Origin of the sequence: Microbacterium sp. LMC-P-041 (genome assembly GCF_030209555.1) — a bacterium.
GTDB lineage: Bacteria > Actinomycetota > Actinomycetes > Actinomycetales > Microbacteriaceae > Microbacterium.
In genome coordinates this window covers 139,504-165,377 of the sequence record NZ_JARVRV010000004.1, presented here as the reverse complement: position 1 = coordinate 165,377, position 25,874 = coordinate 139,504, and the positions used below count along the sequence as shown (strand labels likewise).

Here is a 25,874-nt window from a genome sequence, read left to right as displayed (position 1 = left end):
GCAGACACGACGATCATCCCGGGTGCCCGGGAGCGGCGTCGGATGCTACTGCGCGGCGTTCTGGCAACTGGGGCACAGGCCCCAGAAGGTCACTTCGGCTGTCTGGACGGTGAATCCCCCCGCCGAAGACGGGGTGAGGCACGGCGCTTCGCCGACGACGCAGTCCACATCGCCGATCGCACCGCACTGGGTGCACACGATGTGGTGATGGTTGTCGTCGATGCGCCGCTCGTAGAGCGCCGCGGAGCCTGCCGGTTCGATCCGGCGGATGAGGCCCGCCGTCGTCAGGTCCGCGAGGATGTTGTGCACCGACTGGATCGACGTCGTCGGAAGCACGTCGGACACGGTGCGGAAGATCCGCTCCGCATCCGTGTGGGCCATGGATTCCAGTGCCTCGAGCACGGCGACGCGGCCCGCGGTCGCACGCAGCCCGGCACCGCGAAGTGCCGAGTCGAGTTCTGTCTCCATGGCCCCGACTCTACCGCTTATTTTGAGTAACTCAAAAGAATGGCGTGTCGGGCGCGGCGGTTGCATCATCCTGGCTCATCCGTAGCGTGGAGGGATGTTCAGGAAAAGAGCGGCGACGATCGGACTGGTCCTGATGGCGGGCATCGCGCTCGCCGGATGCACGGGAGAGCCGTCGGGGTCGGCGACCGGATCGACGTCTCCCTCGCCATCTCCGAGCGGCTCCGCGTCGACGGCGACTCCGGATGCCGACTCCGACGAGGCGCAGCTTCCGCTGCCCGTGGACGAGATCGCCGAGTGGGCGCAGACGGCGGTACCGGGGTCGGACTCGCCCGGATACGTCTTCGGCTTCTCCGGATGGATGAGCGAGAACAGCTCGGCCAACGACGTCACCAGCTTCACATCGCTCGAACCGGGGACCTATCAGGCGCAGTTCGCATGCCGAGGCGAGGGGACGATCGTGCTCACCGTCAGTGAACTCGATGAGGGATCGCCGTCGGAGCCGATCGCGTGCACGAACGAGACGATCGCGTTCGACGTCACGAATGCCCGGACCGGGGTGAGGTTCGAGCTCGCTCTCGACGGCGCTCCCACGATCAATGCGATCTCGCTCGTCACCGTGCCGTGAGTTTCCAGTGCTCTCGTTCCGCTGCGGGGGTCAGGACTCCGACGGTGCGAGGGGCAACTCGAGGCCGTAGTTCCACGTCAGGATCGCCGGCTGCTCGCGATAGAAGCTCAGCACCGACACCGATCCGGCATCCAGCGTGATCTGCGCGCCGAAGCGCGGAGCGAGGCGCAGGTAGACGGCGGTGAGGATGCGGAGGAAGTGGCCGTGCGCGACGAGTGCCACATCGCCCTCGGTCAGCGCCGGCAGCACCCGTGTGAGCACGCGGGACGCGCGGGCGGCGACCTCCTCCACGGTCTCGCCCGGCGTCGCGCCCCGGATCACACCGTGGGTGAAGGCGCTCCAGTCGTAGCCGAGCTCCTCGCGGATGTCCTTCGTCGTGCGACCCTCGTATCCGCCGTAGTCCCACTCGACGAGCAGCGGATCGACCTCGGCGTGAAGCCCCGCGAGCTCGGCCGTGCGCCGAGAGCGCTCGAGGGGTGACGACAGGACGAGCGAGAAGTCGTAGTCGGCGACCAGCCTCCCGGCAGCGCGAGCGAGGTCTTCACCCCGCGCTGTGAGCGGGATGTCGGTGAGGCCGGTGTGGCGGCCGGCCCTCGACCACTCCGTCTCGCCGTGGCGCAGGAGGACGAGCTTTCCCGAGGGATTGTCGGGGGCGGGGCGATCGGGCAGCGGGTCGTACTCGGGAAGCGCAGGCACACCGCAACCGTAGTCCGCACGCGTGCCGACGGCACAGCCCCGCACCCTCACCGCGTGATGGTGAAACCTCCGCCGCGCACGCGAACCCTGCCGCCCTGCACAGCCTGGCCACGCTGCGACCCGTCGGCCTCGTAGGCTCGGCCCGATCCCGCAGCGAGGGGCGAGACTCGCTGATCGCGCCGAGCGCCGTTCGCGTACAGCACCGCGGAACCGGATGCCATGGCATACACGGCCGTGGACACCGCCGGCTGGATGACGAGAGCGTCGAGCCGCAGATCGCCGGTGCTCGTGCACCGGACGGTCACCGCATCGGCGGGAAGATCGCCACCGAGCAGCTGGGGAACGAGCATCCCGTCGGCCTCCGTGAGGCCGCGATCGCCCGTTCCTCCGGCAGGGGTTCGCGTGCTCCAGAGCCGCCTGCCACCGCGGAACACCTCCCACACCGCCTCTCCGGCATCCGCCTTCTGTCTCCAGACGAGACCGTGCAGGATGCCGCCGGCCTCTGTCACATCGAACTCGACCGACTCGCCCGCGGGAACCCGCACATACGCGGCTCCCGAGAGGTTGCCCTCGCCGATCCACGCGCCGCCCTCTGGCCGCACGACCTCGCAGCCCGCCGAGAGCCGAGCGCCCTCGGCATCGATCACCCGAAGTCCCGAGAACGAGGACAGGCCGGTGATCGATGTCGCGATGCGTGCGATGTCGCGGTTCGCGTCGAGCAGCAGCATCGTGAGCAGCCCGTGGATCGTGGACTCAGCCCCCGAGTTACGATTCACGCGCCCGTCGGTCTCCACGCCGTCGAACGTCACGCCGGTGGCCGGGTCGTACACCGGGACGCCTGCGGTGTTCGCCCCGAAGAACCAGCTGGCAGTCAGCCCGGCGAGCACGCGCAGACCTTCTCCGCCGACGGACGCCGCCTGCACGGCGCCCGCGACGCGGCCGTGTGCGCCGTACGCGATCTGCGCCTCCGCGGGCAGTGGCGCCCAGGCGTTGTGCGGTCCGCCCGAGGCGAGCACCTGCGGGGTGAACGTCCCCGCGTCCGCCACGGCCGCGGCGGTCCATTCTCGGCGGCGCAGCAGCGCACCCGCGCGAGCCAGTGCCTCCGGTGCGGCAGCGCCCCAGGCATGCCAGAAACCGAGAGACCCGGTCCACGGCAGAACGGCGCCGAACGGCCATCCCTTCGCCGGGTCGGTGGCCATCGCGGCCACCCCTTCTCCGTAGGTCTGCAGAGCCTGACGGCTGCGCGCATCTCCGGCCTCGGTCGCCGCAGCGAGCCCGAGCATGGCCTCGGCCGTCGCATCCGCGCCGCCGGCGATCAGCCAGGCGGGCAGATCCCGTCCGTCGCTGCGCACCCAGTGACCGGCACGCGACAGAGACTCGCGACCGAGCGCGTCGAGAGCGAGATGCAGCCGTGCGAGCAGGAATGCCGCGAACTCGGAATCCTCCCGCCGGAACGCCGCATAGCCCTCGCCGAATGCCCAGACCGAACGAGCGAGCCAGTAGGACTCGGCGGAGTCCGACGGGTCGGGCAGTTCGACGGGGATCGCACTGGGGTTCAGGGTGCCGTCCTCCTGCTGCCACAGCACCACCCGGCCGGCATTCGGCCCGCTCGTCGTCTGCAGGAACGCCAGCGACCTCAGCACATCGCGTGCCTCGTCGCGGGCCTGCGCGTCGCCGGTCGCCTTCCACGCGCGCAGGAACACGATCGCCGCTCGCGCGATGTCATCCGCGTTGTAGGCGCCCTGCGTCCAGTACCCGGTCACGGCGTCGCGAGTGCCGCCACCCACCGGACGGAATCCGCCCGCACCGTCGGTGTCGGCATAGGTCCACGGTGCGAGCACGCGGGGTGAGGCGTCGATGCCGAACGTGGTGTGCGTGGTACTCGCCACCACGGGAACCTCGGCGAGCAGGAAGCGCAGGTGTGCGAGGTTCGTGAGCCGCGCGCCTCCACCCGCGCCGATCGGTCGAGATCCGAGCGGCAGTGCGGCGGGCGCCGAGGCGTGCGCTCCGGCAGGGTCGAGCGGAAGCAGCGCGAGTGCAGAGGTCGCGGCTGCGGCGGTCAGGAACGTGCGTCGGGAGATGGACATGCTCTCATTCCTCGTTCGTGTCTCTCAGTGCCCGGCCCCACGGCTGCGCGGGATCGTGGATGGCGACGGCCAGCGTCGTGTCGGACTGCCCGTAGTAGGCGAACCACTTGCCTCGGAACTTCACGAGTCCTTCGACGAACGTGACGTTCGAGACCAGGCCGTTCATGTCCTCGAATGTCTGCGGCCTCAGCCATGGCTCCTGCAGGCGGGCGATCACCTTCGTCGGCTCGTCGGGGTCGATCGCGATCTGCCCGCACCGGTAGTCGACGTCGACCGATCCGTCGTCATGCACGACCCTCGTCGCGCCGTTGGTGAGGAACACCAGCAGTCCGTTGTCGGCGAGCACGGGCGAGGTGCCGATCTCGACGAGCGCTTCGTCCCAGGTGCCCGGGGTCGGCGAGTACATCGGATCGGTGTCGGCCGTGCCCGGCGTCCAGTGGATGAGGTCGTCGCTGGTCGCCCAGTAGATCGCCCCCTCGCCGAAGTACATCCACCATTTGCCGTGCATCTTCTGCGGCACGATCACGCCGGCCTTCGACCAGTTGAACCCACGCGGATCCATGGTCTTGAACGTGTCGAAGTCGTCGAACAGCGGGCCGTGCTTGGTCCAGGTGCGCAGGTCGGTCGAGGTGGCGAGGCAGAGCTGGGCGCTGCGTCGGTCCCATCCCGTGTAGGTCAGATAGTAGGTGCCGTCGATCAGCGCGATGCGCGGGTCCTCGCATCCGAAGCGCTCGTAGTCCTCTGAGGGGGAGAGGATCGGCGCGTCCTCGCGGGCGAAGTTCACGCCGTCGCTCGATCGCGCGATGCCGATGTGCGAGACGATGTCGTCGGCGTGCGCCCGATAGAGCAGCACGACTTCGTCGCCGTCGACGATCGCGGCCGGGTTGTAGAGATTGGCCGACTCCCAGCTGTCGCCTTTCGGTCGAAGGATGGGATTGGCCTCGTAGGGGACGAAGGGGCCCAGGGGGAAGGTTGCTCCGGTGAACATGGGATGCCTTTCTGGCTAGCCTTTGACGGCGGCGCCGAGGTCGGTGGCTCGGAAGAACCGCTGGAAGACGATGAACAGGATGACGACGGGGAACGCGAGCGCCGTGGCGCCGGCGAGGATGGCCCCGTTGGGATTCGCCGTCGACTGCGCGACGTTGGAGATGTAGTTGGCGAGCGATACGGCGAGCGGCTGCAGCGACGCGTCCTTCGTGATGAGGAACGGCCAGAGGAACTCGTTCCAGGGGCCGATGAACGTGACGAGCACCACCGTGACGAGTACCGGCTTGATCAGCGGAATCGCGACGGACGTCAGCAGCCGGATCTCGCCGGCTCCGTCGATGCGCGCCGCCTCGAAGATCTCGACGGGCAGCGCCTTGAAGAACTGCACGAAGATGAACACCGCGGTCGTGTTGATGAGGAACGGCAGGATCATGCCCATGTATGAATCGCCGAGCCCGTAGTTGCGGGTGATCTGCACGTAGAGCGGGATCATCAGCAGCTGGAACGGCACCATCTGCACGAGCAGCATGAGCACCCAGATGACGCCACGGCCGCGGAAGTCGAGCCTCGCGATCGCATATCCGGCGAGCAGCCCGAACACCACGGTGCCCAGCAGCACACCCGCCGTGAAGATCAGCGAGTTGAGCAGGGAGCCCGCGAGGTCGATGCGGGAGTCGATCGCGAGGAAGTTGTCGACCGTCCACCCGCTCGTCGGGAAGAGCTCGCTGGGCGAGTTCGTCGGATTCTCCTGGAAGGCCCCGACCAGCATGAAGTAGAACGGGAAGGCGAAGCCGATGGCCGCGACCGTGAGCAGGATCAGGCTCAGGATGCGGGGCAGTGAACGCGTGCGTCTCATGGTCATCGCTCCCTGGTCGCGCGGTTGGCGGCGAGTGACAGCATCCCGACCAGGATCACGAGGATCATGCCGATCGCTGCCGCGGTGTCGGGGTTCTGCTGCTGGATGCCCAGCTGGTAGATCAGCAGCACGGGGGTCGACGAGGCGCCGTCGGGGCCACCGCCGTTGGTCAACAGGTAGGGCTCGGTGAAGAGGTTGGCTCCGGTGATGATCGACAGGATCAGCACGAGCGTGGTGGCGCTACGGACGCCGGGAACCGTGACGTTCCAGAATCGGGAGAATGCTCCCGCGCCGTCGGTCTCGGCCGATTCGTAGAGCTCCTTCGGCACGTTCTGCAGCGCCGCGAGATACAGCAGGATGTAGAAGCCCAGCTGCTTCCACGTGACGTAGAGCGCGATCATCGGCATCGCCAGCCCGCTGTTCACGAGCCACGACGGATCGGGGGCGAGCGGGCCGAGGATCGTGTTGATCAGACCGTTGCCCGAGAAGAGCAGCATCCACACGCCGACGAGCGAGACACTGGCCGTCAGATACGGCACGTAGAACGCCACGCGGTAGGCGGCGACCCAGCGGATGCCGGTGTTCAGCGCCGCGGCCAGCACGAGCGAGAGCACGGCGGTGAGCGGCACGTTGATGACGAGGAAGATCAGGGTGTTGCGGAACGAACCGAGCACTCTCGGGTCGGTGAGCACGGTCACGAAGTTGTCGAAGCCCACGAACGGTCGCTCGACCTCGACGTTGGGGGCGGTGAAGAAGTAGTCGTGGAAGGCGATGTAGACCGCGAATCCCAGCGGGAACGCGAAGATCGCCAGCACGAAGACCAGGTACGGCAGGGCGAACAGGCCGCCGATCGGTTGCGCACCCAGCAGTCGGGTGCGCAACCGCGCCCTCGGTGGCCGGCCCGCGGACGGGGCCGGGGCTGAAGTGCCCCCGGCCACGTCCGCGACGGCGTCGTCTCGGAGCGTCATCGCAGACTCATCACTCGGCGACGAGGTCGTCGATCTTCGTCGTGGCGTTCTTCAGGAAGTCGTCGATCGACTCCTTGCCGAAGATCACGGCGGCGGAGTACTCGTCGCGGAACGCCTGCCAGGCCTCCACGGAGTTCGGGATGCTGGGCACGTCGGCCGTCGCCTCGGCCTGCTCGGCGAACCCGACGTAGTTCGGGTTCGCATCGAAGTAGTCGGCGTAGGTCTCCGTGAGGTCGGTGCGCATCGGCATCTGACCGGTGGCCTCGAGCAGCTGTCCGTCGCTGTCGACGCTCGTCGAGAACTTCAGGAACTCCCACGCGGTGCCCTGGTTCTCGCACGCGGTGAACATCGAGACGCTCTTCGAGTCGGCGAAGGTCGTCGGGTTCTCGCGGCCGTCGCTGGTCGGGACCGGCATGAACCCGACGTCGACGGTCTCGGCGTACGAGGGGATCGCCCACGGACCGGCGAGCTGCATGGCGGTGGTGCCGGCGGACATCGCATCGTCGGTCGACGCCTCGTTCGGCGAGAGCTTCTCGTCATAGAACGTCTTCCAGAACTCGGCGACCTCGCGGCCGGCATCCGAGTCGACCGTCGCCTTGCCGTCTTCGACGAGCATGGTGCCGTCGGTCTCGGCGAGGTAGAGCGGGTAGAAGTCGAACCAGGGCTGGTAGAACTCGCTCGTCGGAGCCGGCCAGATGGCGCTCTGCACACCGGAGGCGACGATCGCCTTGGACCCCTCGAGGAACGCGTCGTACGTGTTCATCTGCGGGTCCTCGGGATCGATGCCCGCGGCCTGGAACAGCGCCTTGTTGTACATGACCATGACGGGGTTCGACTTCCAGGGCAGCTGGCAGAAGCTGCCGTCGGTCGAATACGAGTCGACCTCTCCTCCGCGCTCGGTGATGTAGTCGCTGCCGCCCTCCATGGTGCTGAGGTCGACGAGTCCGCCCTGCTTGACCCAGCCCGAGACGGCGGCCGGGGCCACGTTGTAGACGAGGCAGGGTGCGGTGCCGGCGGTGATCGCGGCGGTGATGGCCTCTTCCGACGACGAGCCCGCGGGGATCTCCTGAGCGTTGACCTTCTCGTCGGGGTGCTCGGCGTTCCAGGCGTCGACGACGGCGGTGCCCCAGGCGACCTCCTGCTCATTGTTCGACAGCCAGATGTCGATGGAGCCGGTGCCGTCGGCCGAGGCGTCGCCGCCCCCGCCTCCTGACGAGCATCCGGTGGCGACGAGTGCGACGGCTCCCAAGAGCGCTGCTGCGCGGATCTTCTTCTTCATGTTGTCCTCCTTGACGCGATGGTTCGGGTGATCGTCTAGCGGGTGGTGCTCTCCCGGAAGTGCACGACGTTGCAGTCGACGACCTCGGTGCGCGGTTCGGCGCCGAGGATGTCGGCCTGCAGCAGGCGGGCTGCCGCGCGGCCACGTGCGGCAGGACCCGACGAGACGCTCGTGAGCGCAGGGGAGAGGTGGGCCGAGAGGTGGTCGTCATCGAAGCCGGCGATCGCGAGATCGCGGGGGATGCTGAGTCCGCTCGAGCGGGCGTACGACAACCCGGCGATCGCCATCGTGTCGTTGGAGTAGAGGATCGCGGTCGGTCGCTCGGGAAGCGCGAGCAGCTCGGTGGTGCGCTCACGACCGCTGGATGCCGTGAAGTCGCCCTCGCGCAGCAGTGCGTCTCCGCCCACGGCGTCGATGTAGGCATCCGCCCGCACCCGCGAGTGCACGTAGTCGAGAGGACCGGCCACGTGCGCGATGCGCTCATGCCCCTCGGCGCGCAGGTGGGCGATGATCTCGCGCACCGGGGCGTCGTCATCGGTGCGTACGCACGAGAAGCGGGTCGGCTGCTCGTAGGCGCCGACCAGCACGGCCGGCAGGCCGAGTTCTTCGAGCAGCGGCACGCGCCAGTCGTCGTTCCGAAGATCGAGGAGCAGGGCGCCGTCGGCCCGCCCGTGGCTGAGCGAGCGATAGGCGCGTTCCTCTGCCGCCCGATCGGGAACCACCTGCAGGATCAGGGCGGTCTCGGTCTCGGCCAGCACGGACTCGACGCCGGCGATGAACGCGGGGAAGAACGAGTCGTTCGCGATGACCTCGGGATCGCGGGCCAGCACCACGGCGAGGGCATTGGCCTTCTGGGTGGCCAGCGCGCGGGCGCTCTGGCTCGGCACCCAGTTCAGCTTCTCCGCGGCGGCGAGCACTTTCGCCCTGGTGTCGTCGGAGATGGGGCGCTTGCCGCTCATCGCGTGAGAGACGGTGGCCTTGGTGACTCCCGCCTCGCGGGCGACGTCGGCGATCGTCGTGCGGCTCATGCCACCTCCTCGTGGAACATCGGGCTGATCGTCCGCATCTTCGCCAGGCGTCGGTTTAACCGGTTTGACAGTGCGGGTGCAGCGAGTGTAAACCGGTTTGACGACGCCCGTCAAGAGGGCCGGACGGATGCCGACAGGGCGCGACCAGGGTCAGACGAAGGTGACGGTCTGCTGCAGTCGGGTGCGGACGTCGAACAGTTCGTTGCCGCCGATCGCTCGTGCGCCGGGCACTCCCTGGCGCAGCACCATCGCCAGGGCGCTGCGCCGCACGACCACGACGGGCACCCCGCGACTGCTGCCCAGAGGCGTGACGGCCTGTGCCAGATCGTCGTCGGGGAGCACCATGATCAGACCGCCGAACTTCACCTTGGCGGCCTTCGCGACGGTGCGCATGCGGCCGAGCGCCGCGGTGACGGGCGCGCGTGTGCCGAGGCTCGGGCCGGTGATCTCGCCGCGGCGGAATCCGACGACGCCGCCGAAGTCCTCCGACATCACGCCGTAGAGACCCGACGGACTGAGCACGACGTGGTCGAGCTTGTCGTCGGGGTCGGCGCCGGTCGCGACGTCGTGCCAGACCGTGAATCCCATTCCGAGGGCGCTCACCGTGCGGGCGGTCGCCTCTTCTGCCAGGGCATCGGCGAGCAGCCGTCGCAGGTCTCGCGGCGCTGATCGCACGAGCGCCGGGTCGTAGGGATCGGGCACCTCGACGCCACGGCCGGCCCACTCACGGATGAGTGAGAGGTAGCGCTCTCGACGCCATCCGCCGGGGTGGCCGTACGACCGCGCCCGGGGACGCGTGTCGGTGCGGGTCGCCGACTGCGGCCGCCAGCCGTTCCACTCCGGTTCGGCGGGGATGCCGGGGTGGGCGCCGGAGCGACGGTCATAGGCGGCGCGGCCCTCGGGCGTGCCGACGAGTTCCCACGCGCGCTGCACCTGGATGAACACGGCCGCGTCCCCTCCGGTGTCGGGGTGGGTCTGGCGCAGTCGCAGACGATAGGCGCGCCGCAGCTCGCCGTCGTCGACGGTGGGGTCCACCCCGAGGATCTCGTAGGCGGAAGCCGAGAGCGGGCTGTCGAACATCGCTCTCCTTCCGAGATCGCGTCATCCAGAATATCCGGGCGCTGTTGTGGATCAGCCGGGGACGTCGACGATGCGCTCCACGCCGGTCACCGGCACGACGGAACCGGCGGATGCCGCCGCGATGTCCTCGACGAGACGGTCGACCTCGTCCGCTGGTGCCCACACCTCGAACGTCGCCAGCGCTGCATAGCGGGCGTCGCCGAGCGTCGCTCCGTGGTGCAGCACCCAGTCGCGCAGGAGGTTGTCGTAGCGCCCGGCATCCGCGTGCGAGACGTCGAACATCACCTGCGTCAGCGACTGCCGGTGCACCGGCGACGCGAGGTCGAGGGCCTCCGAGACCGCTGAGGAGTATGCCCGCACGAGGCCGCCGGCGCCGAGCTTGACCCCGCCGAAGTACCGCGTCACCACGGCCACCACGTCGGTCAGCTCTCGCCTGCGCAGCACCTCGAGCATCGGCACTCCCGCGGTGCCCGACGGCTCGCCGTCGTCCGACGAACGTGCCTGGTCTCCGAGGAGTCCGGTGACCATCGCGCTGCAGTTGTGCCGGGCATCCCACCACCGCTTCCGCAGCCGCGCGATCACGGCATCCGCCTCGTCGACTGAGGCGACCGGCTCGACAGTCGCGATGAATCGCGACTTCTTGATGACGAGCTCATGCTCCACAGGCGCGGCGATCGTCGCCGGGTAGCTGCGGGGCGGAGTCATCCGCCTCAGACTACCCAGCGCCGGCGCCGGCTCAACGGTCGACGAACGACATCTGCTGCGGGTTGTAGCGGTCGCCCTGCACCCCGACGCGAGCGGCGAGCTGGTCGAGATCCGCCATCTCGTCTGCCGAGAGCGCCACGGCCGCCGCTCCCGCGTTCTCGGCGATGCGCGAGGTGCGGCGGGTGCCGGGGATCGGCACGATCCACGGTTCGCGCGCGAGCAGCCAGGCCAGCGCGATCTGGCCGGACGATGCGTCCTTCGCCTCGGCGAGTGCCGTGACGTGACTCACGAGGGCCTGGTTCGCCGCCCGGTTCTCCTCGCTGAAGCGGGGGATCGTGCCGCGGATGTCTCCGTCTGCGAATGAGGTGGTCTGGTCGACGGTGCCGGTGAGGAACCCCTTGCCCAGAGGGCTGAAGGGTACGAAGCCGATGCCGAGCTCACCGAGCACCGGCAGCACCTCCGCTTCGGGATCGCGGGTCCACAACGAGTACTCGCTCTGCAGCGCGGTGACCGGCTGCACGGCATGCGCGCGTCGGATGGTGGATGCCGAGGCCTCGGAGAGCCCGAAATGACGCACCTTGCCTTCGGCGATCAGCTCCGACACCGTGCCCGCGACGTCTTCGATCGGCACGTCCGGGTCGACGCGGTGCTGGTAGAAGAGGTCGATCACGTCGGTGCGCAGGCGCCGCAGCGATGCCTCCGCGACGCGGCGGATCTGCTCGGGGCGGCTGTCGAGCCCGACGCTCTTGCCGTCTTCGATGCGCCACCCGAACTTCGTCGCGATGGCGACCTGGTCGCGGATCGGCTCGAGCGCCTCGCCGACGAGCTCTTCGTTGACATAGGGCCCGTACACCTCCGCGGTGTCGAAGAACGTGACGCCGAGGTCGAGAGCCGACCGCAGCACGCCGATCATCTCGTCGCGGCTGCCGGGGTTGGGTCCGTAGCTCTGCGACATCCCCATGCAGCCGAGTCCGACTGCCGAGACCTCGAGGCCCTGTCCGAGTGTGCGAGTGTGCATGTCGAGTCCTTTCGTCAGGGCCGACGCTACGCGCGCTGACGGCCCCGAGGGAGGGCCTGTCGGAACCTCCCACAGGCAGCCGCCGTTCACGATTCAGCATGAGCAGTCCCGGACACAGCAGAACCGGCCGATTCGTCAGGAATCGGCCGGCTCATGCTGAATTGTGAACGCCGAGCCGTCGCGACTACTCCGCCGAGTCGTCGCGCAGGTAGGCGATGTGCGCGGCGTGCCGGGTCAGGTGGTTCTGCGACTTCCGCACGAACAGCCACGCGACGAGCAGCAGCACGAACCAGATCGGGGTCACGAGCAGCGCGGTCAGCGTGTCGGGCTGGGTCGTCAACGCCCACAGGATGAACACGAAGAACGCGAGCACGACGTAGACCATGAAGATGCCGCCCGGCATCCGGAACCTCGATGCGGCGACCTTCTCGGGCCGCCGGCGCCGGTAGACGAGGTAGCTGCACAGGAAGATCGTCCAGACGAACATGAAGCACACCGCCGAGACCGTGGTGACCATGTCGAACGCGGTGCCGATGTCCTTGCCGGCGTAGAGCAGCACGACACCCGACAGCAGCAGGATGCACGACAGGAACAGCGCGTTCTGCGGCACGCGGCGCTTCGAGAGGCGCCCGAACAGCCGGGGCGCGTCGCCGTCCTGTGCGAGCCCGAACACCATGCGCGAGGTCGAGTAGATGCCCGAGTTGGCGCTCGACATGGCCGAGGTCAGCACGACGAGGTTCACGACGGTGGCGGCGATGCCGAGGCCCGCGAGAGCGAACATCGCGATGAAGGGGCTCTCGCCCGCGACGTACTCGGTCCAGGGCGTGACGGCCATCAGGATGACGAGGGCGCCGACGTAGAAGAGCAGGATGCGGATCGGGATCGCGTTGATCGCCTTCGGCAGATTCTTCTCGGGGTCCTTCGTCTCGGCCGCGGCGGTGCCGACGAGCTCGACGCCGACGAACGCGAAGACAGCGATCTGGAACCCGGCGACGAAGCCCATGAACCCGTGCGGGAACATGCCGCCGTGATCCCACAGATTCGCGAAGCTCGCCGTGCCCGCATCGTGCTGGAAGCCGGTGAAGATCATCACGAGACCCGTGATGATGAGCGCCACGATCGCCACGATCTTGATGAGAGCGAACCAGAACTCCATCTCGCCGAAGGCGGCGACGGTGGGCAGGTTCAGCGCGAGCAGGATGACGATCACCAGCACGCCGGGGATCCACAACGGGATGCCGGGGAACAGCGCATCCGTGTAGCCGGCGATCGCGATCACGTCGGCGACTCCGGTGACGACCCAGCAGAACCAGTACGTCCATCCGGTGAAGAACCCCGCCCACGGGCCGAGCAGGTCGCTGGCGAAGTCGCTGAACGACTTGTACTTGAGGTTCGAGAGCAGCAGCTCGCCCATCGCCCGCATGACGAAGAACAGCATGAAGCCGATGATCATGTAGACGAAGATGACCGAGGGGCCCGCGACCGAGATGGTCTTGCCGCTGCCCATGAACAGGCCGGTGCCGATCGCGCCGCCGATCGCGAGCAGCTGGATGTGCCGGTTGCTCAGTGCCCGCTTCAGGTGCTGCTCGTCGCCGTCGGCCGACCCGTCCACCCCGACGGATCCGCCTGTCTTCTCTGTCGTCATCGCTCGAACCTCCGGTGTTCCGTGCCGCGTCCCGCTGCGGCATCCTTCCGACCGTACTTGGCGATCGGGGATGGCATCCAACCGAATCGATTCGATATCCTGGTACGACCCCCGATCATCCCCCAGTTCTGCGAGCCTCTTCTCTCATGGCCACCTCTCTGACCACGGGCCGTCCGTGGCGTGTCATCCTGTCGTTCTCCATTCCCCTGCTGCTCGGAAACGTCGTGCAGCAGATGTACCAGTTCGCCGACGCCGTCGTCGTCGGCCGGCACCTCGGCGTCGAGTCCCTCGCAGCCGTCGGCGCCACCGGCAGCCTGCTGTTCCTGCTCATCGGCTTCGCCTGGGGTCTGACCAGCGGTTTCGCGATCCCCATCGCGCAGGCGTTCGGAGCGGGTGACGGTGCCGCCGTGCGCCGCTCGGTCGCGACCGGCGTGATCCTGACCGGAATCACGAGCGTGGTGCTCACGATCGTCGCGCCCCTGATCGCCCGACCCGTGCTCGAGCTGCTGCAGACGCCGGCCGAGCTCATGCCCGAGGCGACGGTCTTCACCCAGATCAGCTTCATCGGCGCGAGCGCGACGATGTTCTTCAACTACCTCTCGGCGATCATCCGGGCGATCGGCGACTCGCGCACACCGCTCATCTTCCTGACCGTCTCGTGCGCGCTCAACGTCGGCCTCGTGATCCTGATGGTCGGTCCGCTCGAGTGGGGAGTCGGCGGCGCAGCCCTCGCGACCGTCGTGGCCCAGGCCGTCTCCGTCGCACTGTGCCTCGAGTTCGTGCGCCGTCGCCTGCCGATGCTGCACCTGCGTCGCGCCGACTGGCGAGTCACCCGCGACGACTTCAGGGAGCACCTGCGCCTCGGTCTGCCGATGGGATTCCAGGCATCGATCATCGCGATCGGCACGCTCACCGTGCAGGTGGCGCTGAACACGCTCGGCTCGGATGCCGTCGCGGCCTACACGACGGCATCCCGCGTCGACGGCCTCGCGGTCGCCTTCCTCTCGTCGCTGGGCCTCGCGTCGTCGATGTACACGGCGCAGAACCTGGGCGGGCGCCGCCCCGACCGCATCCGTCGAGGGGTCGTCGAGGGCACCTGGATGGCGATCGCCGCCGGCATCGCACTCGGCGTCATCATCATCGCGTTCGGCACGCCGATGGTGCGCCTGTTCGTCGGCGAGGGGTCCGACGAGGTCGTGCGACTCGCGCACCTCATGCTGATCATCAACGGATGCGGGTACTGGGCCCTCGGTGTGCTGTTCGTGCTCCGCGGTGCGCTGCAGGGCCTCGGCCACACACTCATCCCCACCGTCACGGGCGTGATCGAGCTGGTGATGCGCGTGGGAGCGGCCGTCGTGCTCGGCGCGCTCATCGGATTCGAGGGCGTCGCGCTCAGCAACCCTCTCGCCTGGCTCGGCGCGATCGTGCTGCTGGTGCCCGCGTACGTGCGCGCTCACCGGTCGCTCGCCCGCATGCCGGTCGACCCGATCGAGTCCACCGAGACGTCGGCGATGGCGATCATCGGTCCGACCGACGGCTCGATGGTCGTCGACGCGGTCGTCACCCAGCCGGTGCGAGTGGTCAAGAGGTCCCGGTTCGCACGGTTGAAGCGCCGCTGAACAACGCGTCACGGTTGAGGAACATCATCCTTCAGATGGATGCCCAGAATGCCGACACTTCGTAATGTTGGTGATGCGGAGGTTCCGCGGACCGGGGGGTCGTGATGACATCGTCAAGGGTGGCAAGCGAACTGGCATCGATACTGGTGCCGATCGGAGTGGTGGGGGCAGTGCTCGCGGCACTGTGCGCGATCGTGGCGGGAGTCGCGATCATGCGCGGAGCGGCGGGTCTCGCCGGCGGAGCGGTAGGACTGTGGATCCCGAGCGCGATGCTCAGCACCACGGCATCGTTCGCGAATCAGTGGACGCCGCTGCTCGTGTCCGGCATCGTGCTCGTCGCGATGCTGGTGATCGGAGCCGTCGCACGCGGGATCGTCAACGCGGGCGAGCCTGCCCGTGAGGTCGCCCGCGCCGCGCGGATCCAGGCTGTCGTCGACGCGCCCGAGCCGACGGTCCCGGCGCGCTCCACGAAAGCGCCGAGCACCGGCAGTCAGCCCGCGCTCGCAGGCTGAGCCGCACTCAGCGGTAGTCGCGATCCCGGTGCTGCGCGGCCTCGTCCCCTGAGGCCACGCGCTCGGCCTCTCGGGCGCGCAGTTCGACCCGGCGGATCTTGCCGGAGATCGTCTTGGGCAGCTCGGGCACGAACTCGATGATCCGCACCCAGAGGTGCGAGGACAGCCGGTCGTGGGCGTAGGCGAAGATCGATCGCGCGGCCTCGGCGTCGGATCCGGCCGCGTCGGGGCGCAGGCACACGTACGCCTTCGGGACTGCGAGCCGCGTCGGATCGGGGCTCGGGATCACCGCCGCCTCGATCACGAGGTCGTGCTCCAGCAGCACCGACTCGAGCTCGAACGGCGAGATCTTGTAGTCGGACGCCTTGAACACGTCGTCCGCCCGGCCGATGTAGGTCAGATAGCCGTCGGCATCCCGCTGGGCGATGTCGCCCGTGTGGTGGTATCCGCCGACGCGCGACTCGGCCGTCTTCTCGGGGTCGTCGTAGTACCCGGCCATGAGCCCCACCGGAGGATGCGCCAGGTCGAGCGCGATCTCGCCCTCGTGCTCGGCGAGCTCACCGGTCGCGGGGTCGAGCAGCACGACGGGGTATCCGGGCAGGGGTCGTCCCATCGATCCGATCTTGACGACCTGACCGGGGGAGTTGCCTACGCAGGCCGTCATCTCGGTCTGGCCGAAGCCGTCGCGGATCGTGCCTCTCCACGCCTCCTGCACCCGGTCGATGACCTCGGGGTTCAGCGGTTCGCCGGCTCCGACGAGCTCGCGCGGCGGGTGGGTCAAGCGCCCGAGGTCGGCCTGGATCAGCATCCGCCACACGGTGGGCGGCGCGCAGAACGTCGAGACATGATGCGTGTCCATGACCTGCATGAGGGTGTTCGCGTCGAAGCGGTCGTAGTTGTAGACGAACACGGTCGCCTCGGCGAGAAAGGGCGAGTAGAAGCTCGACCACGCGTGCTTCGCCCAACCCGGCGACGAGATGTTCAGGTGCACGTCGTCAGGGCGCACACCGAGCCACCACATGGTCGACAGATGCCCGATCGGGTACGACACGTGGGTGTGCTGCACGAGCTTCGGACGGTTGGTCGTGCCGCTCGTGAAGTAGAGCAGAGCCGTGTCATCGGCGGGGGTCGCGGCGTCGGGCTCGAAGGTCGTCGGAGCGTCGGCGGAGTCGTCGAAGCGCGTCCACCCGGCCGGAATGCCCTCGCCCACCCCGATGCGCAGGACGTCGCCGTCGATGTCGGTGATGCGCTCGGCCAGGCCGCCGAGCGTCACGATGGCGCGGGCGCGTCCGTGGTCGACGCGGTAGGCCAGGTCGGATGCCGAGAGCAGCGTCGAGGTGGGGATCGACACCGCGCCGACCTTGGTGATGGCGAGCATCACCTCCCAGAGTTCGATGGTGTTGCCGAGCATCACGATGACGTGGTCGCCGCGCCCGATGCCGAGTCCTGTGAGCCAGGCGGCGACCTGGTCGGAGCGGTTCGACAGCTCTCCGTAGGTCCACGACTCGAGGCTGAGGTCGGCTGACACGATCTGCACCGCCGGGCGGTCGGGCGACTCGCCGGCGATCACGTCGAACCATTCGAGCGCGAAGTTGAACTCAGCGGGCGCAGGCCAGGCGAACCCCTCGCGTGCCGCGGCGTAGTCCGTCGCGTTCGCGAACAGGAAGTCGCGCATCTCTCTGATCGCGGTCGTGGCTGCGGTGGCGCTGCGGCTCATTCTGGGCTCCTTTGCTCGGCAGACGTGTTCCATCCTCGCACCGAGCGCAGACGCCGGCCTCTGACCCCCGCACCTGCGGAAGGAGATCCCTCGCTCAGAAGGACCGAATCCACTGCCTGGTCCTTCGGTGCGAGGGATCTCCTCCTGAACGGAGGCCCGCACACGGGCGGACGAGCGGGCGGGAGCCGCGGCTAGGGCAGACGGATCGTCCCCGTGGCGATGCGCTCGGTCGGCATCCGATCGCGGTTGTACGTGATCTCGTCGTATCCGTGCGGCGTCGGCATCCCGTCGTCGTCCAGGCTCACGAACACGATCTTCTCGATCGTGAGGATGCGCTTGCGCGTGATCATGTTGCGGGCGACGGCGCGCATGGTCAGAGACGTGGTGCCGAAGTGCGTGGCCTGCAGGCCGATCTCGATCAGGTCGCCCTGCACGGCTGAGGCCTCGAAGTTGATCTCGGAGATGTGCTTCGTCACGGCCCGATAATTGCCCAGCTGCACGATCGCGTAGATCGCGGCCTCTTCGTCGATCCACTTCAGCAGGCTGCCGCCGAACAGCGATCCGTTCGCGTTGAGGTCTTCCGGCTTCACCCATTTGCGGGTGCGGAAGTTGATGCCGTCTTCGGACCACTGCCACTCGGGTGTCTTCTGCTTCGCCATGCTTCGAGGGTAGGAGTCGCGTGAGTCGGGGGTGTTACGCGAGGATGCCGAACCGATCTGCACGGGTGGATCTGCTGGGGCCGATCTTTTCTGGGCCTATCTGCTCTGGGCCGATCTGCCGCGAGCGGATACTCGCCCGCACTCCGACACGGCGGCGGATGCTGGGGCCATGAGCGAAGACAACCCCATCCCGCAGTTCGGCCCCGAGGCCCGCCGGGCACTGTTCCACGAACGGGTGCTCGTGCTCGACGGCGCCCTTGACGACGACAACGGCACGCTGCTCATGACGCAGCTGCTCACCCTCTCGGCGGAGGATCCGACGACCGACATCGCCCTGTGGATCCATTCGCCCGGTGGTTCCGTGCCGTCGATGCTCGCGATCCGCGACCTCATGACCCTCGTGCCGAACGACGTGTCGACCCTCGCACTCGGGCTCGCGTGCAGCGCCGGGCAGTTCCTCCTCTCAGCCGGGGCGAGGGGCAAGCGCAGGGCGCTCCCGCACGCGCGCATCCTCATGCATCAGGGCTCGGCGGGGATCGGGGGCTCGGCGGGCGAGCTCGAGACGCAGGCCGACGACCTGAGGCACATGCGCGACACCGTGCTCGGGCTGATCGCGGCCGACACCGGACAGCCCGTGGAGCGCATCTTCGAGGACTCGCTGCACGACCGCTGGTACACGGCGGAGCAGGCGAAGGACTATGGCTTCATCGACGAGATCGTCGCCTCGCTCGCGGATCTCATGCCGCGTCGTCGGGCCCGGGTCGGGCTGGGGGCGGGCGCATGAGCGGCTACACGATCCCCAACGTCATCGCGCAGCATCCGCGCGGTGAACGCGTCATGGACGTCTACTCGCACCTGCTCGCCGAGCGGGTCATCTATCTCGGCACCGGCGTCGACGCCGGAGTCGCCAACGCGTTGATCGCGCAGCTGCTGCACCTCGATGCCGACAGCCAGGATTCCGGCATCCAGTTCTACATCAACAGCGAAGGTGGCGACCCGGGGGCGGCGCTCGCGATCTACGACACCATGCAGCACGTGCGTCCGGCGATCGCGACGACGTGTGTGGGTCAGGCGATCGGGCCGGCGGCGCTGCTGGTCGCGGCAGGGGCTCCGGGACAGCGGGCAGCTCTCGCGCACGCCCGCATCGTGCTGCATCAGCCGGCGGGCCAGTCGCGGGGAGCGATCCCCGACCTCATCCTCGCGGCGGACGAGGTCGTGCGGGTGCGTTCCGACATGGAGTCGATCCTCGCCAGGCACAGCGGACGCTCGCTGAGCGAGCTGCGCGCCGACACCGACCGGGATCGCGTCTTCACGGCATCCGCCGCCCGGGACTACGGTCTGGTCGACACCGTGCTGGGGGAGCGGGCGGACTGAGCGGCCACGGCGTTCGTCTGCAGGATCGGGGCACGGATGCAGGATGATTCTGCCGTTCTGGTCCTGCATCCGTGCCGAAGTCCTGCAGACGGACGGACCTGCAGACGGACGGACCTGCAGACGGACGGACCTGCAGACGGACGGGCAGACGAGACGAGCCGTCAGGCGGCGAGGGCGAAGGCCCCGCGGGTGGCGGACACCGCAGCGGATGCCGGAGCCATCGTCGCCTGGCGCAGCTCGTCGGCCACGGCGCTCGTCAGTTCGATCAGCGAGGTGTCGAGGGCCCCGGCGATCGCCGCGATCATCTCGCTCGACGGCTCCTTGAGTCCCCGTTCGACCTCGGAGAGGTATTGCGGCGAGACTCCGGCGTTCCCTGCCGTCTCGGTCAGGGTCTCGTCCCGGTCGTGTCGTCGACGGCGCAGCTGATCGCCGACCATCTGGCGCCATAGGGGCTCGGGCTCACTGGGACGAGGGCGGGCAGAGCGAGGTGCGCGAGGGAACGGGACGAGGTCGGCCATGCCTCACGATAATCCGCCGTCAGCGCACGATTCGAGCGGTTCTGCTCAGAGCAGAAATCAGGCCTCGGTGCGCTCTGAAGGCGCATCGATGGTCCCATCGGCAGCGTCGGTCGCCGCCCAGCTCGCGAGCATCCGCAGTTTGTCGGCGGATGCCGTTCCCGGCTCCGCCGTGTACGTCGACATCTGCAGGCCCGGGTCGGCCGGCAGCTCGAACGCCTCGTAGGTGAGTTCCATCTCGCCGACGACCGGGTGGTTGATGCGCTTGACACCGCTGCGGTGAAAGCGCACGTTGTGCGCCGCCCACAGGGTGCGGAACCGCTCACTGCGCGTCGTCAGCTCGCCCACGAGATCGGTGAGCTTGCGGTCGAACGGATTGCGCCCGGCTTCGCCGCGCATCGCGGCCACGAGCTCCTGGGTGTTTCGCTCCCATTCGGGGTAGAACGTCTGTGCGGCCGGGTCGAGGAAGGCGAAGCGGGCGCTGTTCGGCACCGGGGTCGTGAACAGGGGCGCATAGAGCGCGCGGCCGAGCGCGTTCGCCGCGAGGTAGTCGAAGTAGTTGTTGCGCACGATCGCCGGCGCCTCGGTCATCGCGTCGAGCAGGCGCAGGATGCTGGGGCGCAGCGTCTCGACCTTCTTGCGCGGCTTGCGGGCGACGGGTGAGGCGTTCGCGGTGCGGGCGAGATCGAACAGATGCGCGGTCTCGGCCTCGTCGAGCTGAAGAGCACGGGCGAGCGCATCGAGCACGCTGTCGGAGACGCCGGACAGATCGCCCCGTTCGAGTCGGGTGTAATAGTCGACGCTGACGCCGGCGAGCAGCGACACCTCTTCACGGCGCAGCCCCGGCACACGCCGGTTGCCGCCGAATGCGGGGAGGCCGGCCTGGTCGGGGGTGATGCGGTCGCGCCTCGACGAGAGGAATTCGCGCACCTCGCTGCGGGTGTCCATGTATGCGACGGTACGCCCCCTGTCGCGACGAAGGGAGGTACTGGTGGACTCTCCCTCGCGTGTGAGCGGACGCGCACACTGGAGGTATGACGATGAACATCACGCTCAACACCGGCATCGAGATGCCCGCCCTCGGCTTCGGAGTGTTCCAGGCCGCTCCGGACGAGACGGTCGATGCCGTCAGCACCGCTCTCGAGACCGGCTACCGCCTGATCGACACCGCCGCTGCGTACGGCAACGAGCGCGAGGTGGGCGAGGCGATCCGCCGCACCGGTATCGCGCGCGACGAGGTCTTCATCGAGACCAAGGTCTGGATCAGCGATTTCGGCTACGACGAGACCCTGCACGCGTTCGAGAAGTCGACGGGCAAGCTCGGGGTCGATCAGCTCGACCTGCTGATCCTGCACCAGGCCCTGCCGACCCGCTTCGACCTCACCCTGGGTGCCTATAAGGCGCTCGAGACCCTGCTCGCCGACGGTCGGGTGCGCGCCATCGGCGTCAGCAACTTCATGGTGGAGCACCTCGACAAGCTGGCGGCGGAGACGAGCATCGTCCCCGCGCTCAACCAGATCGAGGTGCACCCCTACTTCCAGCAGCGCGAGGTGCAGCAGGCGGATGCCGCGGCCGGCATCGTCACCCAGGCGTGGTCGCCCATCGGCGGCATCACGGCCTACCGCCCCAACGGCGCATCCGTCTTCGACGACGAGACGCTCACGGCCATCGCCGCAGAGCACGGCAAGTCGCCGGCACAGGTGATGCTGCGCTGGCACCTGCAGCAGGGCCGCTCCGCGCTGCCGAAGTCGGTGCGTCCCGCCCGCATCGCCGAGAACTTCGACGTCTTCGACTTCGAGCTCACCGCCGACCAGCTCGACGCGATCGATGCGCTCGACACCAGTGTGCGCCGTGGCCCTGAGCCCGAGGACGTCACGCTCGAGACCTTCGGCCGCGAGATCCCCGAGGCGTGACCTAGAGAGCGGCGGCGACGCCGGGGAGCAGCTTGGCCGAGATCGTGCCGAGCTGCTCCCTCTCCTCTGCGGTCAGAGGGTCGAGGATCAGTTCGCGGATCTGCGCCACATGAACGGGCGCCGCCGCCCGCAGCAGGTCACGACCGGCATCCGTCAGCGCAGCGGTCAGCGTGCGCTTGTCGCTGCTGCACGAGGTGCGCGTCACCCAGCCGCGGTCTTCGAGCGAGTCGATCGCGTGGCTGAGTCGTGAGCGGCTGAGCCCGGCGATCTGCGCGAGCTCGGTCATCGGGATCGCGCGATCACCCTGACCTGCGAGGGTCACCAGGATCGCGTAGTGCGAGTGCTTGAGCCCGGTCTCGGCCTTGAGCGTGCGATCGAGCACCTGCGGCAGCAGCTGCACGAACCGGATGGTCGGCAGCCACGTCTGCATCTCCGCATCGTCGAGCCTCCGCTCGCTCGCCAGCTGCGCGTTCATCAGGCGGCTGACAGGTCGAGCGTGTGCGAGGTGTGGTCGCGCTTGGCCTCGAGGTAGCGGTGGTTCGCGTCCGACAGGTGCACGCCGGTGCGCACCTGCTCGGTGACGCCGATGCCGAGGGCGTCGAGCTGTGCCGCCTTGTCGGGGTTGTTGCTCAGCAGACGGATGCTGTCGACGCCCACCGCCTGCAGCATCTGCGCGGCGATCGTGTAGTCGCGTTCGTCTTCTCCGCGGCCGAGTGCGACGTTCGCCTCGTACGTGTCGAGGCCGGCATCCTGCAGCGCGTACGCGTCGAGCTTGGCGTAGAGGCCGATGCCCCGACCCTCCTGGCGCAGGTAGAGCAGGAACCCGCCGTCTTCGGCGATGCGCTCGACGGCTTCACGCAGCTGCGGGCCGCAGTCGCAGCGCTCAGAACCGAACACGTCACCGGTCAGGCATTCGCTGTGCGGACGCGCGAGGGGTGCGTCGCCGCCGTCGGCCGCGCGCTCCAGGGCGGCCCGCCAGTCGCCGAGCCCGAGCAGCAGGTGCTCGCGGCCGTCGATCAGTCCGTCGAACGTGACGACATCCGCCGTGGTCGAGAACCCGTCGGCGAAGCGCATCGGCACGCGCACCCGCGTCCGCTCTGTGGCGACCGGAAAGACGGTTGAAGTTTCAATCATGTCGGGTGCAACGCGCCGACGCCCGCGATATTCCCGCTGGCGCACTACTCCGCGGAACGACGACGCACGGGCTTGAGCTCGCTGGCGAGGATGCCGAGCACCACGAGCGCTCCGCCGATCAGCGCGGCGACAGGCAGGCGCTCACCGGCGATGCGCCCGATCACGGCCGCCCAGACCGGCTCGCCCGCATAGATGATCGTCGCGCGGGTCGGGGACACGGACTTCTGGGCCCAGTTCATCGTGAGCTGGATGACGCAGCTCGCCACTCCGAGTCCGACTGCGCAGCCGACCCAGATCCACGAGAACTCGGGCAGGCCCTCGCCGACGACCGGCATGGTGAGGATGCCGAGCACTCCGGCGGTGAGGAGCTGGATGATCGTGATCCTGCCGAGGTCGATCCGGCCGGCGAACACGCTGATCAGGATGATCTCGGCCGCGATGGGCAGGGTGCTGATGAGCGTCAGGATCTCGCCCGCCCCGAGGGTCAGGGCGAACGCATCGGGTCCCGCGATGAGCAGCAGTCCGAGGAAAGCGAGCGCGGCGCCCACGAACGCCATGGCCGGTGGGCGCTTGCGGAAGACGGCCCACTGCGCGAGCGGCACGAGAGGGATGTACATCGCGGTGATGAACGCCGAGGTGCTCGAATCGATGGTCTGCAGCCCGACGGTCTGCAATCCGTATCCGAGATAGATCGTCACGCCGATCGCGACCCCGGCGCCGATGTCGCGCCAGCGGATGCCGCGCAGCGCCCGGCGGAAGATGACGATGCTGATCGCGCCGGCGACCAGGAAGCGGATGCCGACGAAGAACCACGGCCCCGAGTGCTGCATCGCCCAGTGCACCAGGAGGAATGTGCTGCCCCAGACCGCCGTCACGGCGATGAGGGCGACCTCCTGTCGGCGCAGGCTCATGATGCGGAATCGAGTGGACATGCTGTCCTTTCTCGACGCGGCCGGGACGAGCCTAGCGCCGCGCCGACCGCCGTCTCGAATCGCCGATCGGCCCGATATGTCGACGGAATACGGCCGGGTGCGCGATCCGGACGGCGTCTCGCTAGCCTCGGATCATGAGCAACTTCGTGAGCGCCACCGAACTGCACGATCTGCTGACGTCCGAGGCCCCCGTGCGTGTGATCGACGTGCGCTGGCGACTCGACCGGCCCGACGGCCGGGAGGACTACCTCGCGGGCCACATCCCGGGGGCGGTCTTCGTGCCGCTCGCGACCGAGCTCGCCACCCACGGCGAGCCCTCGGACGGCCGGCACCCCCTGCCCTCCACGGCGACGCTCCAGGATGCCGCCCGGCGGTGGGGTGTGAACCGGGGTGACGTCGTCGTCGCCTATGACGACGCCAAGGGAGTCAGCGCGTCACGAGCATGGTGGCTGCTGCGTCAGGGCGGTGTCGACGTGCGCGTCCTCGACGGCGGCATCCGCGCGTGGACGGCCGCCGGCCTTCCGGTCGCCGACGATGACGTGCAGGCCGAGCCCGGCGACGTCGTCCTCGACGAGATCGGCGGCGATGCGATCTCGATCGACGAGGCCGCCTCGTTCGTCGACACCGGTGTGCTGCTCGACGCGCGCGCGCCGGATCGCTATCGGGGAGAGCACGAGCCTTTCGATCCGATCGCCGGGCACATTCCGGGCGCGCTCAACGTCCCGATGGCCGCCCATCTGGATGCCGAGGGCCGGATCCTCGACACTCATACCCTTCAGGCGACCTTCGCCGCCCTCGGGGTGACCGAGGGGACGCCCGTCGCGGCCTACTGCGGCTCGGGCATCACGGCGGCGCACACCGCGCTGGTGCTGGATGAGATCGGCATCGAGGCGAAGGTCTTCCCCGGCTCGTGGAGCCAGTGGTCGAACGCTCCGGGGCGTCCGGTCGCGGTCGGCGATCAGCCCGGGTGAGTCGGTCGACTCTGAGCCCGCGAACGGGCGCGGTCAGCGCCCGTCGGCGTAGCTCCAGGCGACGCCGAGCAGTCCGGGTCCGAATGCGCGTCGCACCTGGTGCACCGAATTGCGGCCCTCGAGCGACAGCTCCGTGATCTTCGAGCCGTCCGGCGTCTCGACGCGCTCTTCGATCCGGTCGGGCAGCGCGTCGGGGTGGAATCGCGTCCACACCAGCAGCTCCCTGGTCTGCCGGGCGACGGCATGACCCGTCTCGCGCTGGGGCGGATAGTCCGGGGGGTAGGCGACCGACCACTCGACCATCGCGGTGCTCGGAGCGGTCAGAGGAACGTCGAGTTCGAACAGGACGCCGTGCACCTCGCCGTTCGGGTGCGAGTACCGGGCAGCGATGCGTCCTCCCGCCACCGCCTCGATGAACGGGGCGGGAGTGCTGATGCCCGGTGTCATCTCGAGGAACGGGATCGACGCGACGGTGCCGACGGTCGACTGCACGATGCTGCGCGTGATCGAGTACGAGACGTTGCCCGCGGCATCCACGTCCGTCACCGAGTGGGTCGTGAGTTCGCGCGACGTGTCGGGGTACTCCGCGCCGAGAGCGGCGAACGCCTCTTTGACGGCGTCCTCGAGCTCCTGCTCGTCGAGCGGGAAGAGGTTGGGTCCGAGCGGACCGGTGCGGTTCGTGGTGCCGAGCAGGGCGGTGAGAGAGCCGGGCTCGAGGTGCAGCAGCTGCTCGATGTCGCCGAGCGCGGCCATCGACTGGGCACCCTCGGGGCGCCGAGCTCCGGACCGCCAGTAGCTGAGCGTCGCCATGGACACGCTGTTGCCGCGGGCGCGCAGCTGCTCGTGCAGCCGCGCCAGAGTCAATCCACGCGCATTGATCGCGTCGCGAAAGGACGCTGCGAATACATCGGCATATCGGCGCAGACCACTTTCCATGCTCATCACAGCACCCCCTCCGGTATGTGAAGAATCGAGCCCTAGAGTGAGCATACGACCACACCAGCATCGCGTAGGGGACGAGGTGCTATTTCTGGGGTCTATCGGCTGAGCAGTCGTGAGCAGGGTGCCCGACCTCGCGACCACTCG

The 25,874-nt window shown here is 68.5% G+C and carries 27 protein-coding genes; 7 read left to right on the top strand and 20 right to left on the bottom strand.

What is annotated here, in order from left to right; genetic code table 11:
• Positions 1-45: 45 nt before the first annotated feature.
• The gene (locus tag QRN21_RS07190) at positions 46-468 is read right to left on the bottom strand and encodes a Fur family transcriptional regulator (protein WP_053098173.1); all 423 of its coding nucleotides are present in this window, start codon (positions 466-468) and stop codon (positions 46-48) included.
• A gap of 94 nt (positions 469-562) precedes the next feature.
• Here QRN21_RS07190 and QRN21_RS07185 point away from each other — a divergent pair, with 94 nt between their 5' ends.
• Positions 563-1,093, top strand: a complete 531-nt coding sequence (locus QRN21_RS07185; protein WP_072592121.1) for a hypothetical protein — start codon at positions 563-565, stop codon at positions 1,091-1,093.
• A gap of 30 nt (positions 1,094-1,123) precedes the next feature.
• Here QRN21_RS07185 and QRN21_RS07180 read toward each other — a convergent pair whose 3' ends face one another.
• The 11 genes from QRN21_RS07180 to cycA form a co-directional block, all read right to left on the bottom strand.
• Positions 1,124-1,789, bottom strand: coding sequence for a histidine phosphatase family protein (locus QRN21_RS07180; protein ID WP_082298058.1), 666 nt, complete (start codon positions 1,787-1,789; stop codon positions 1,124-1,126).
• Positions 1,790-1,836: 47 nt separating this feature from the next.
• Positions 1,837-3,876 carry a hypothetical protein gene (locus tag QRN21_RS07175; RefSeq protein ID WP_285363521.1) on the bottom strand — a complete coding sequence of 680 codons (2,040 nt, stop codon included), beginning with the start codon at positions 3,874-3,876 and terminating at the stop codon, positions 1,837-1,839.
• A gap of 4 nt (positions 3,877-3,880) precedes the next feature.
• Complete coding sequence (locus QRN21_RS07170) at positions 3,881-4,864, bottom strand: glycoside hydrolase family 130 protein (protein ID WP_285363520.1); 984 nt, start codon at positions 4,862-4,864, stop codon at positions 3,881-3,883.
• 15 nt (positions 4,865-4,879) lie between these two features.
• Entirely contained in the window at positions 4,880-5,719 is an 840-nt protein-coding gene (locus tag QRN21_RS07165) for a carbohydrate ABC transporter permease (protein WP_053098169.1), read from the bottom strand.
• A gap of 2 nt (positions 5,720-5,721) precedes the next feature.
• Entirely contained in the window at positions 5,722-6,687 is a 966-nt protein-coding gene (locus QRN21_RS07160; RefSeq protein WP_082586444.1) for a carbohydrate ABC transporter permease, read from the bottom strand.
• A 10-nt stretch (positions 6,688-6,697) separates the two neighbouring features.
• Positions 6,698-7,966, bottom strand: a complete 1,269-nt coding sequence (locus tag QRN21_RS07155) for an extracellular solute-binding protein (RefSeq protein ID WP_285363519.1) — start codon at positions 7,964-7,966, stop codon at positions 6,698-6,700.
• 35 nt (positions 7,967-8,001) lie between these two features.
• Positions 8,002-8,994: a LacI family DNA-binding transcriptional regulator gene (locus tag QRN21_RS07150; RefSeq protein ID WP_053098166.1), complete on the bottom strand. Its 993-nt coding sequence runs from the start codon at positions 8,992-8,994 to the stop codon at positions 8,002-8,004.
• Positions 8,995-9,144: 150 nt separating this feature from the next.
• Positions 9,145-10,074 carry a J domain-containing protein gene (locus QRN21_RS07145; RefSeq protein WP_053098165.1) on the bottom strand — a complete coding sequence of 310 codons (930 nt, stop codon included), beginning with the start codon at positions 10,072-10,074 and terminating at the stop codon, positions 9,145-9,147.
• A gap of 51 nt (positions 10,075-10,125) precedes the next feature.
• A complete protein-coding gene (locus tag QRN21_RS07140) occupies positions 10,126-10,779 on the bottom strand; it encodes an IMPACT family protein (RefSeq protein ID WP_187249197.1) in 654 nt (217 codons plus the stop codon).
• Between the two features lie 31 nt (positions 10,780-10,810).
• Complete coding sequence (locus QRN21_RS07135; protein ID WP_285363518.1) at positions 10,811-11,797, bottom strand: aldo/keto reductase; 987 nt, start codon at positions 11,795-11,797, stop codon at positions 10,811-10,813.
• Positions 11,798-11,981: 184 nt separating this feature from the next.
• On the bottom strand, positions 11,982-13,442 hold the full coding sequence (cycA, locus tag QRN21_RS07130; protein ID WP_053098162.1) for a D-serine/D-alanine/glycine transporter: 1,461 nt from the start codon (positions 13,440-13,442) through the stop codon (positions 11,982-11,984).
• Between the two features lie 146 nt (positions 13,443-13,588).
• Here cycA and QRN21_RS07125 point away from each other — a divergent pair, with 146 nt between their 5' ends.
• On the top strand, positions 13,589-15,061 hold the full coding sequence (locus QRN21_RS07125; RefSeq protein WP_072592114.1) for an MATE family efflux transporter: 1,473 nt from the start codon (positions 13,589-13,591) through the stop codon (positions 15,059-15,061).
• A gap of 119 nt (positions 15,062-15,180) precedes the next feature.
• Positions 15,181-15,573: a hypothetical protein gene (locus QRN21_RS07120; RefSeq protein ID WP_150115131.1), complete on the top strand. Its 393-nt coding sequence runs from the start codon at positions 15,181-15,183 to the stop codon at positions 15,571-15,573.
• A 7-nt stretch (positions 15,574-15,580) separates the two neighbouring features.
• On the opposite strand, the gene QRN21_RS07115 is transcribed toward QRN21_RS07120, so the two are convergent.
• Together QRN21_RS07115 and QRN21_RS07110 are read right to left on the bottom strand one after the other, a co-directional pair.
• A complete protein-coding gene (locus QRN21_RS07115) occupies positions 15,581-17,290 on the bottom strand; it encodes an AMP-binding protein (RefSeq protein ID WP_285363515.1) in 1,710 nt (569 codons plus the stop codon).
• 191 nt (positions 17,291-17,481) lie between these two features.
• Positions 17,482-17,949 carry an acyl-CoA thioesterase gene (locus QRN21_RS07110; RefSeq protein ID WP_072592111.1) on the bottom strand — a complete coding sequence of 156 codons (468 nt, stop codon included), beginning with the start codon at positions 17,947-17,949 and terminating at the stop codon, positions 17,482-17,484.
• A gap of 169 nt (positions 17,950-18,118) precedes the next feature.
• Between QRN21_RS07110 and QRN21_RS07105 the strand changes: the two genes are divergently transcribed.
• Both QRN21_RS07105 and QRN21_RS07100 read left to right on the top strand, forming a co-directional pair.
• Complete coding sequence (locus QRN21_RS07105) at positions 18,119-18,733, top strand: ClpP family protease (protein WP_285363513.1); 615 nt, start codon at positions 18,119-18,121, stop codon at positions 18,731-18,733.
• Positions 18,730-19,323, top strand: coding sequence for a ClpP family protease (locus tag QRN21_RS07100; protein WP_056275458.1), 594 nt, complete (start codon positions 18,730-18,732; stop codon positions 19,321-19,323). Before QRN21_RS07105 ends, QRN21_RS07100 begins: the two co-directional genes overlap by 4 nt.
• Before the next feature lie 161 nt (positions 19,324-19,484).
• On the opposite strand, the gene QRN21_RS07095 is transcribed toward QRN21_RS07100, so the two are convergent.
• Together QRN21_RS07095 and QRN21_RS07090 are read right to left on the bottom strand one after the other, a co-directional pair.
• Positions 19,485-19,841 (bottom strand): helix-turn-helix domain-containing protein, encoded by a 357-nt coding sequence (locus QRN21_RS07095; protein WP_053098156.1) that lies wholly within the window; start codon positions 19,839-19,841, stop codon positions 19,485-19,487.
• 57 nt (positions 19,842-19,898) lie between these two features.
• Complete coding sequence (locus QRN21_RS07090; protein ID WP_285363512.1) at positions 19,899-20,786, bottom strand: helix-turn-helix transcriptional regulator; 888 nt, start codon at positions 20,784-20,786, stop codon at positions 19,899-19,901.
• Between the two features lie 92 nt (positions 20,787-20,878).
• Here QRN21_RS07090 and QRN21_RS07085 point away from each other — a divergent pair, with 92 nt between their 5' ends.
• On the top strand, positions 20,879-21,751 hold the full coding sequence (locus QRN21_RS07085) for an aldo/keto reductase (protein WP_285363898.1): 873 nt from the start codon (positions 20,879-20,881) through the stop codon (positions 21,749-21,751).
• 1 nt (position 21,752) lies between these two features.
• Here the strand turns inward: QRN21_RS07085 and QRN21_RS07080 are convergent, their stop codons facing one another.
• From QRN21_RS07080 to QRN21_RS07070, 3 genes are read right to left on the bottom strand one after another with little or no spacing between them, the layout of a single operon-like run.
• Positions 21,753-22,226 (bottom strand): MarR family winged helix-turn-helix transcriptional regulator, encoded by a 474-nt coding sequence (locus tag QRN21_RS07080; RefSeq protein WP_053098153.1) that lies wholly within the window; start codon positions 22,224-22,226, stop codon positions 21,753-21,755.
• Positions 22,226-22,885 (bottom strand): GTP cyclohydrolase II, encoded by a 660-nt coding sequence (locus QRN21_RS07075; RefSeq protein ID WP_285363511.1) that lies wholly within the window; start codon positions 22,883-22,885, stop codon positions 22,226-22,228. The genes QRN21_RS07080 and QRN21_RS07075 overlap by 1 nt, the downstream gene beginning before the upstream one ends.
• A gap of 44 nt (positions 22,886-22,929) precedes the next feature.
• Positions 22,930-23,817 carry a DMT family transporter gene (locus QRN21_RS07070; RefSeq protein ID WP_285363510.1) on the bottom strand — a complete coding sequence of 296 codons (888 nt, stop codon included), beginning with the start codon at positions 23,815-23,817 and terminating at the stop codon, positions 22,930-22,932.
• Between the two features lie 134 nt (positions 23,818-23,951).
• Between QRN21_RS07070 and QRN21_RS07065 the strand changes: the two genes are divergently transcribed.
• On the top strand, positions 23,952-24,788 hold the full coding sequence (locus QRN21_RS07065; protein ID WP_285363509.1) for a sulfurtransferase: 837 nt from the start codon (positions 23,952-23,954) through the stop codon (positions 24,786-24,788).
• A 33-nt stretch (positions 24,789-24,821) separates the two neighbouring features.
• Here QRN21_RS07065 and QRN21_RS07060 read toward each other — a convergent pair whose 3' ends face one another.
• A complete protein-coding gene (locus tag QRN21_RS07060; protein WP_056275446.1) occupies positions 24,822-25,730 on the bottom strand; it encodes a hypothetical protein in 909 nt (302 codons plus the stop codon).
• Between the last annotated feature and the right edge of the window lie 144 nt (positions 25,731-25,874).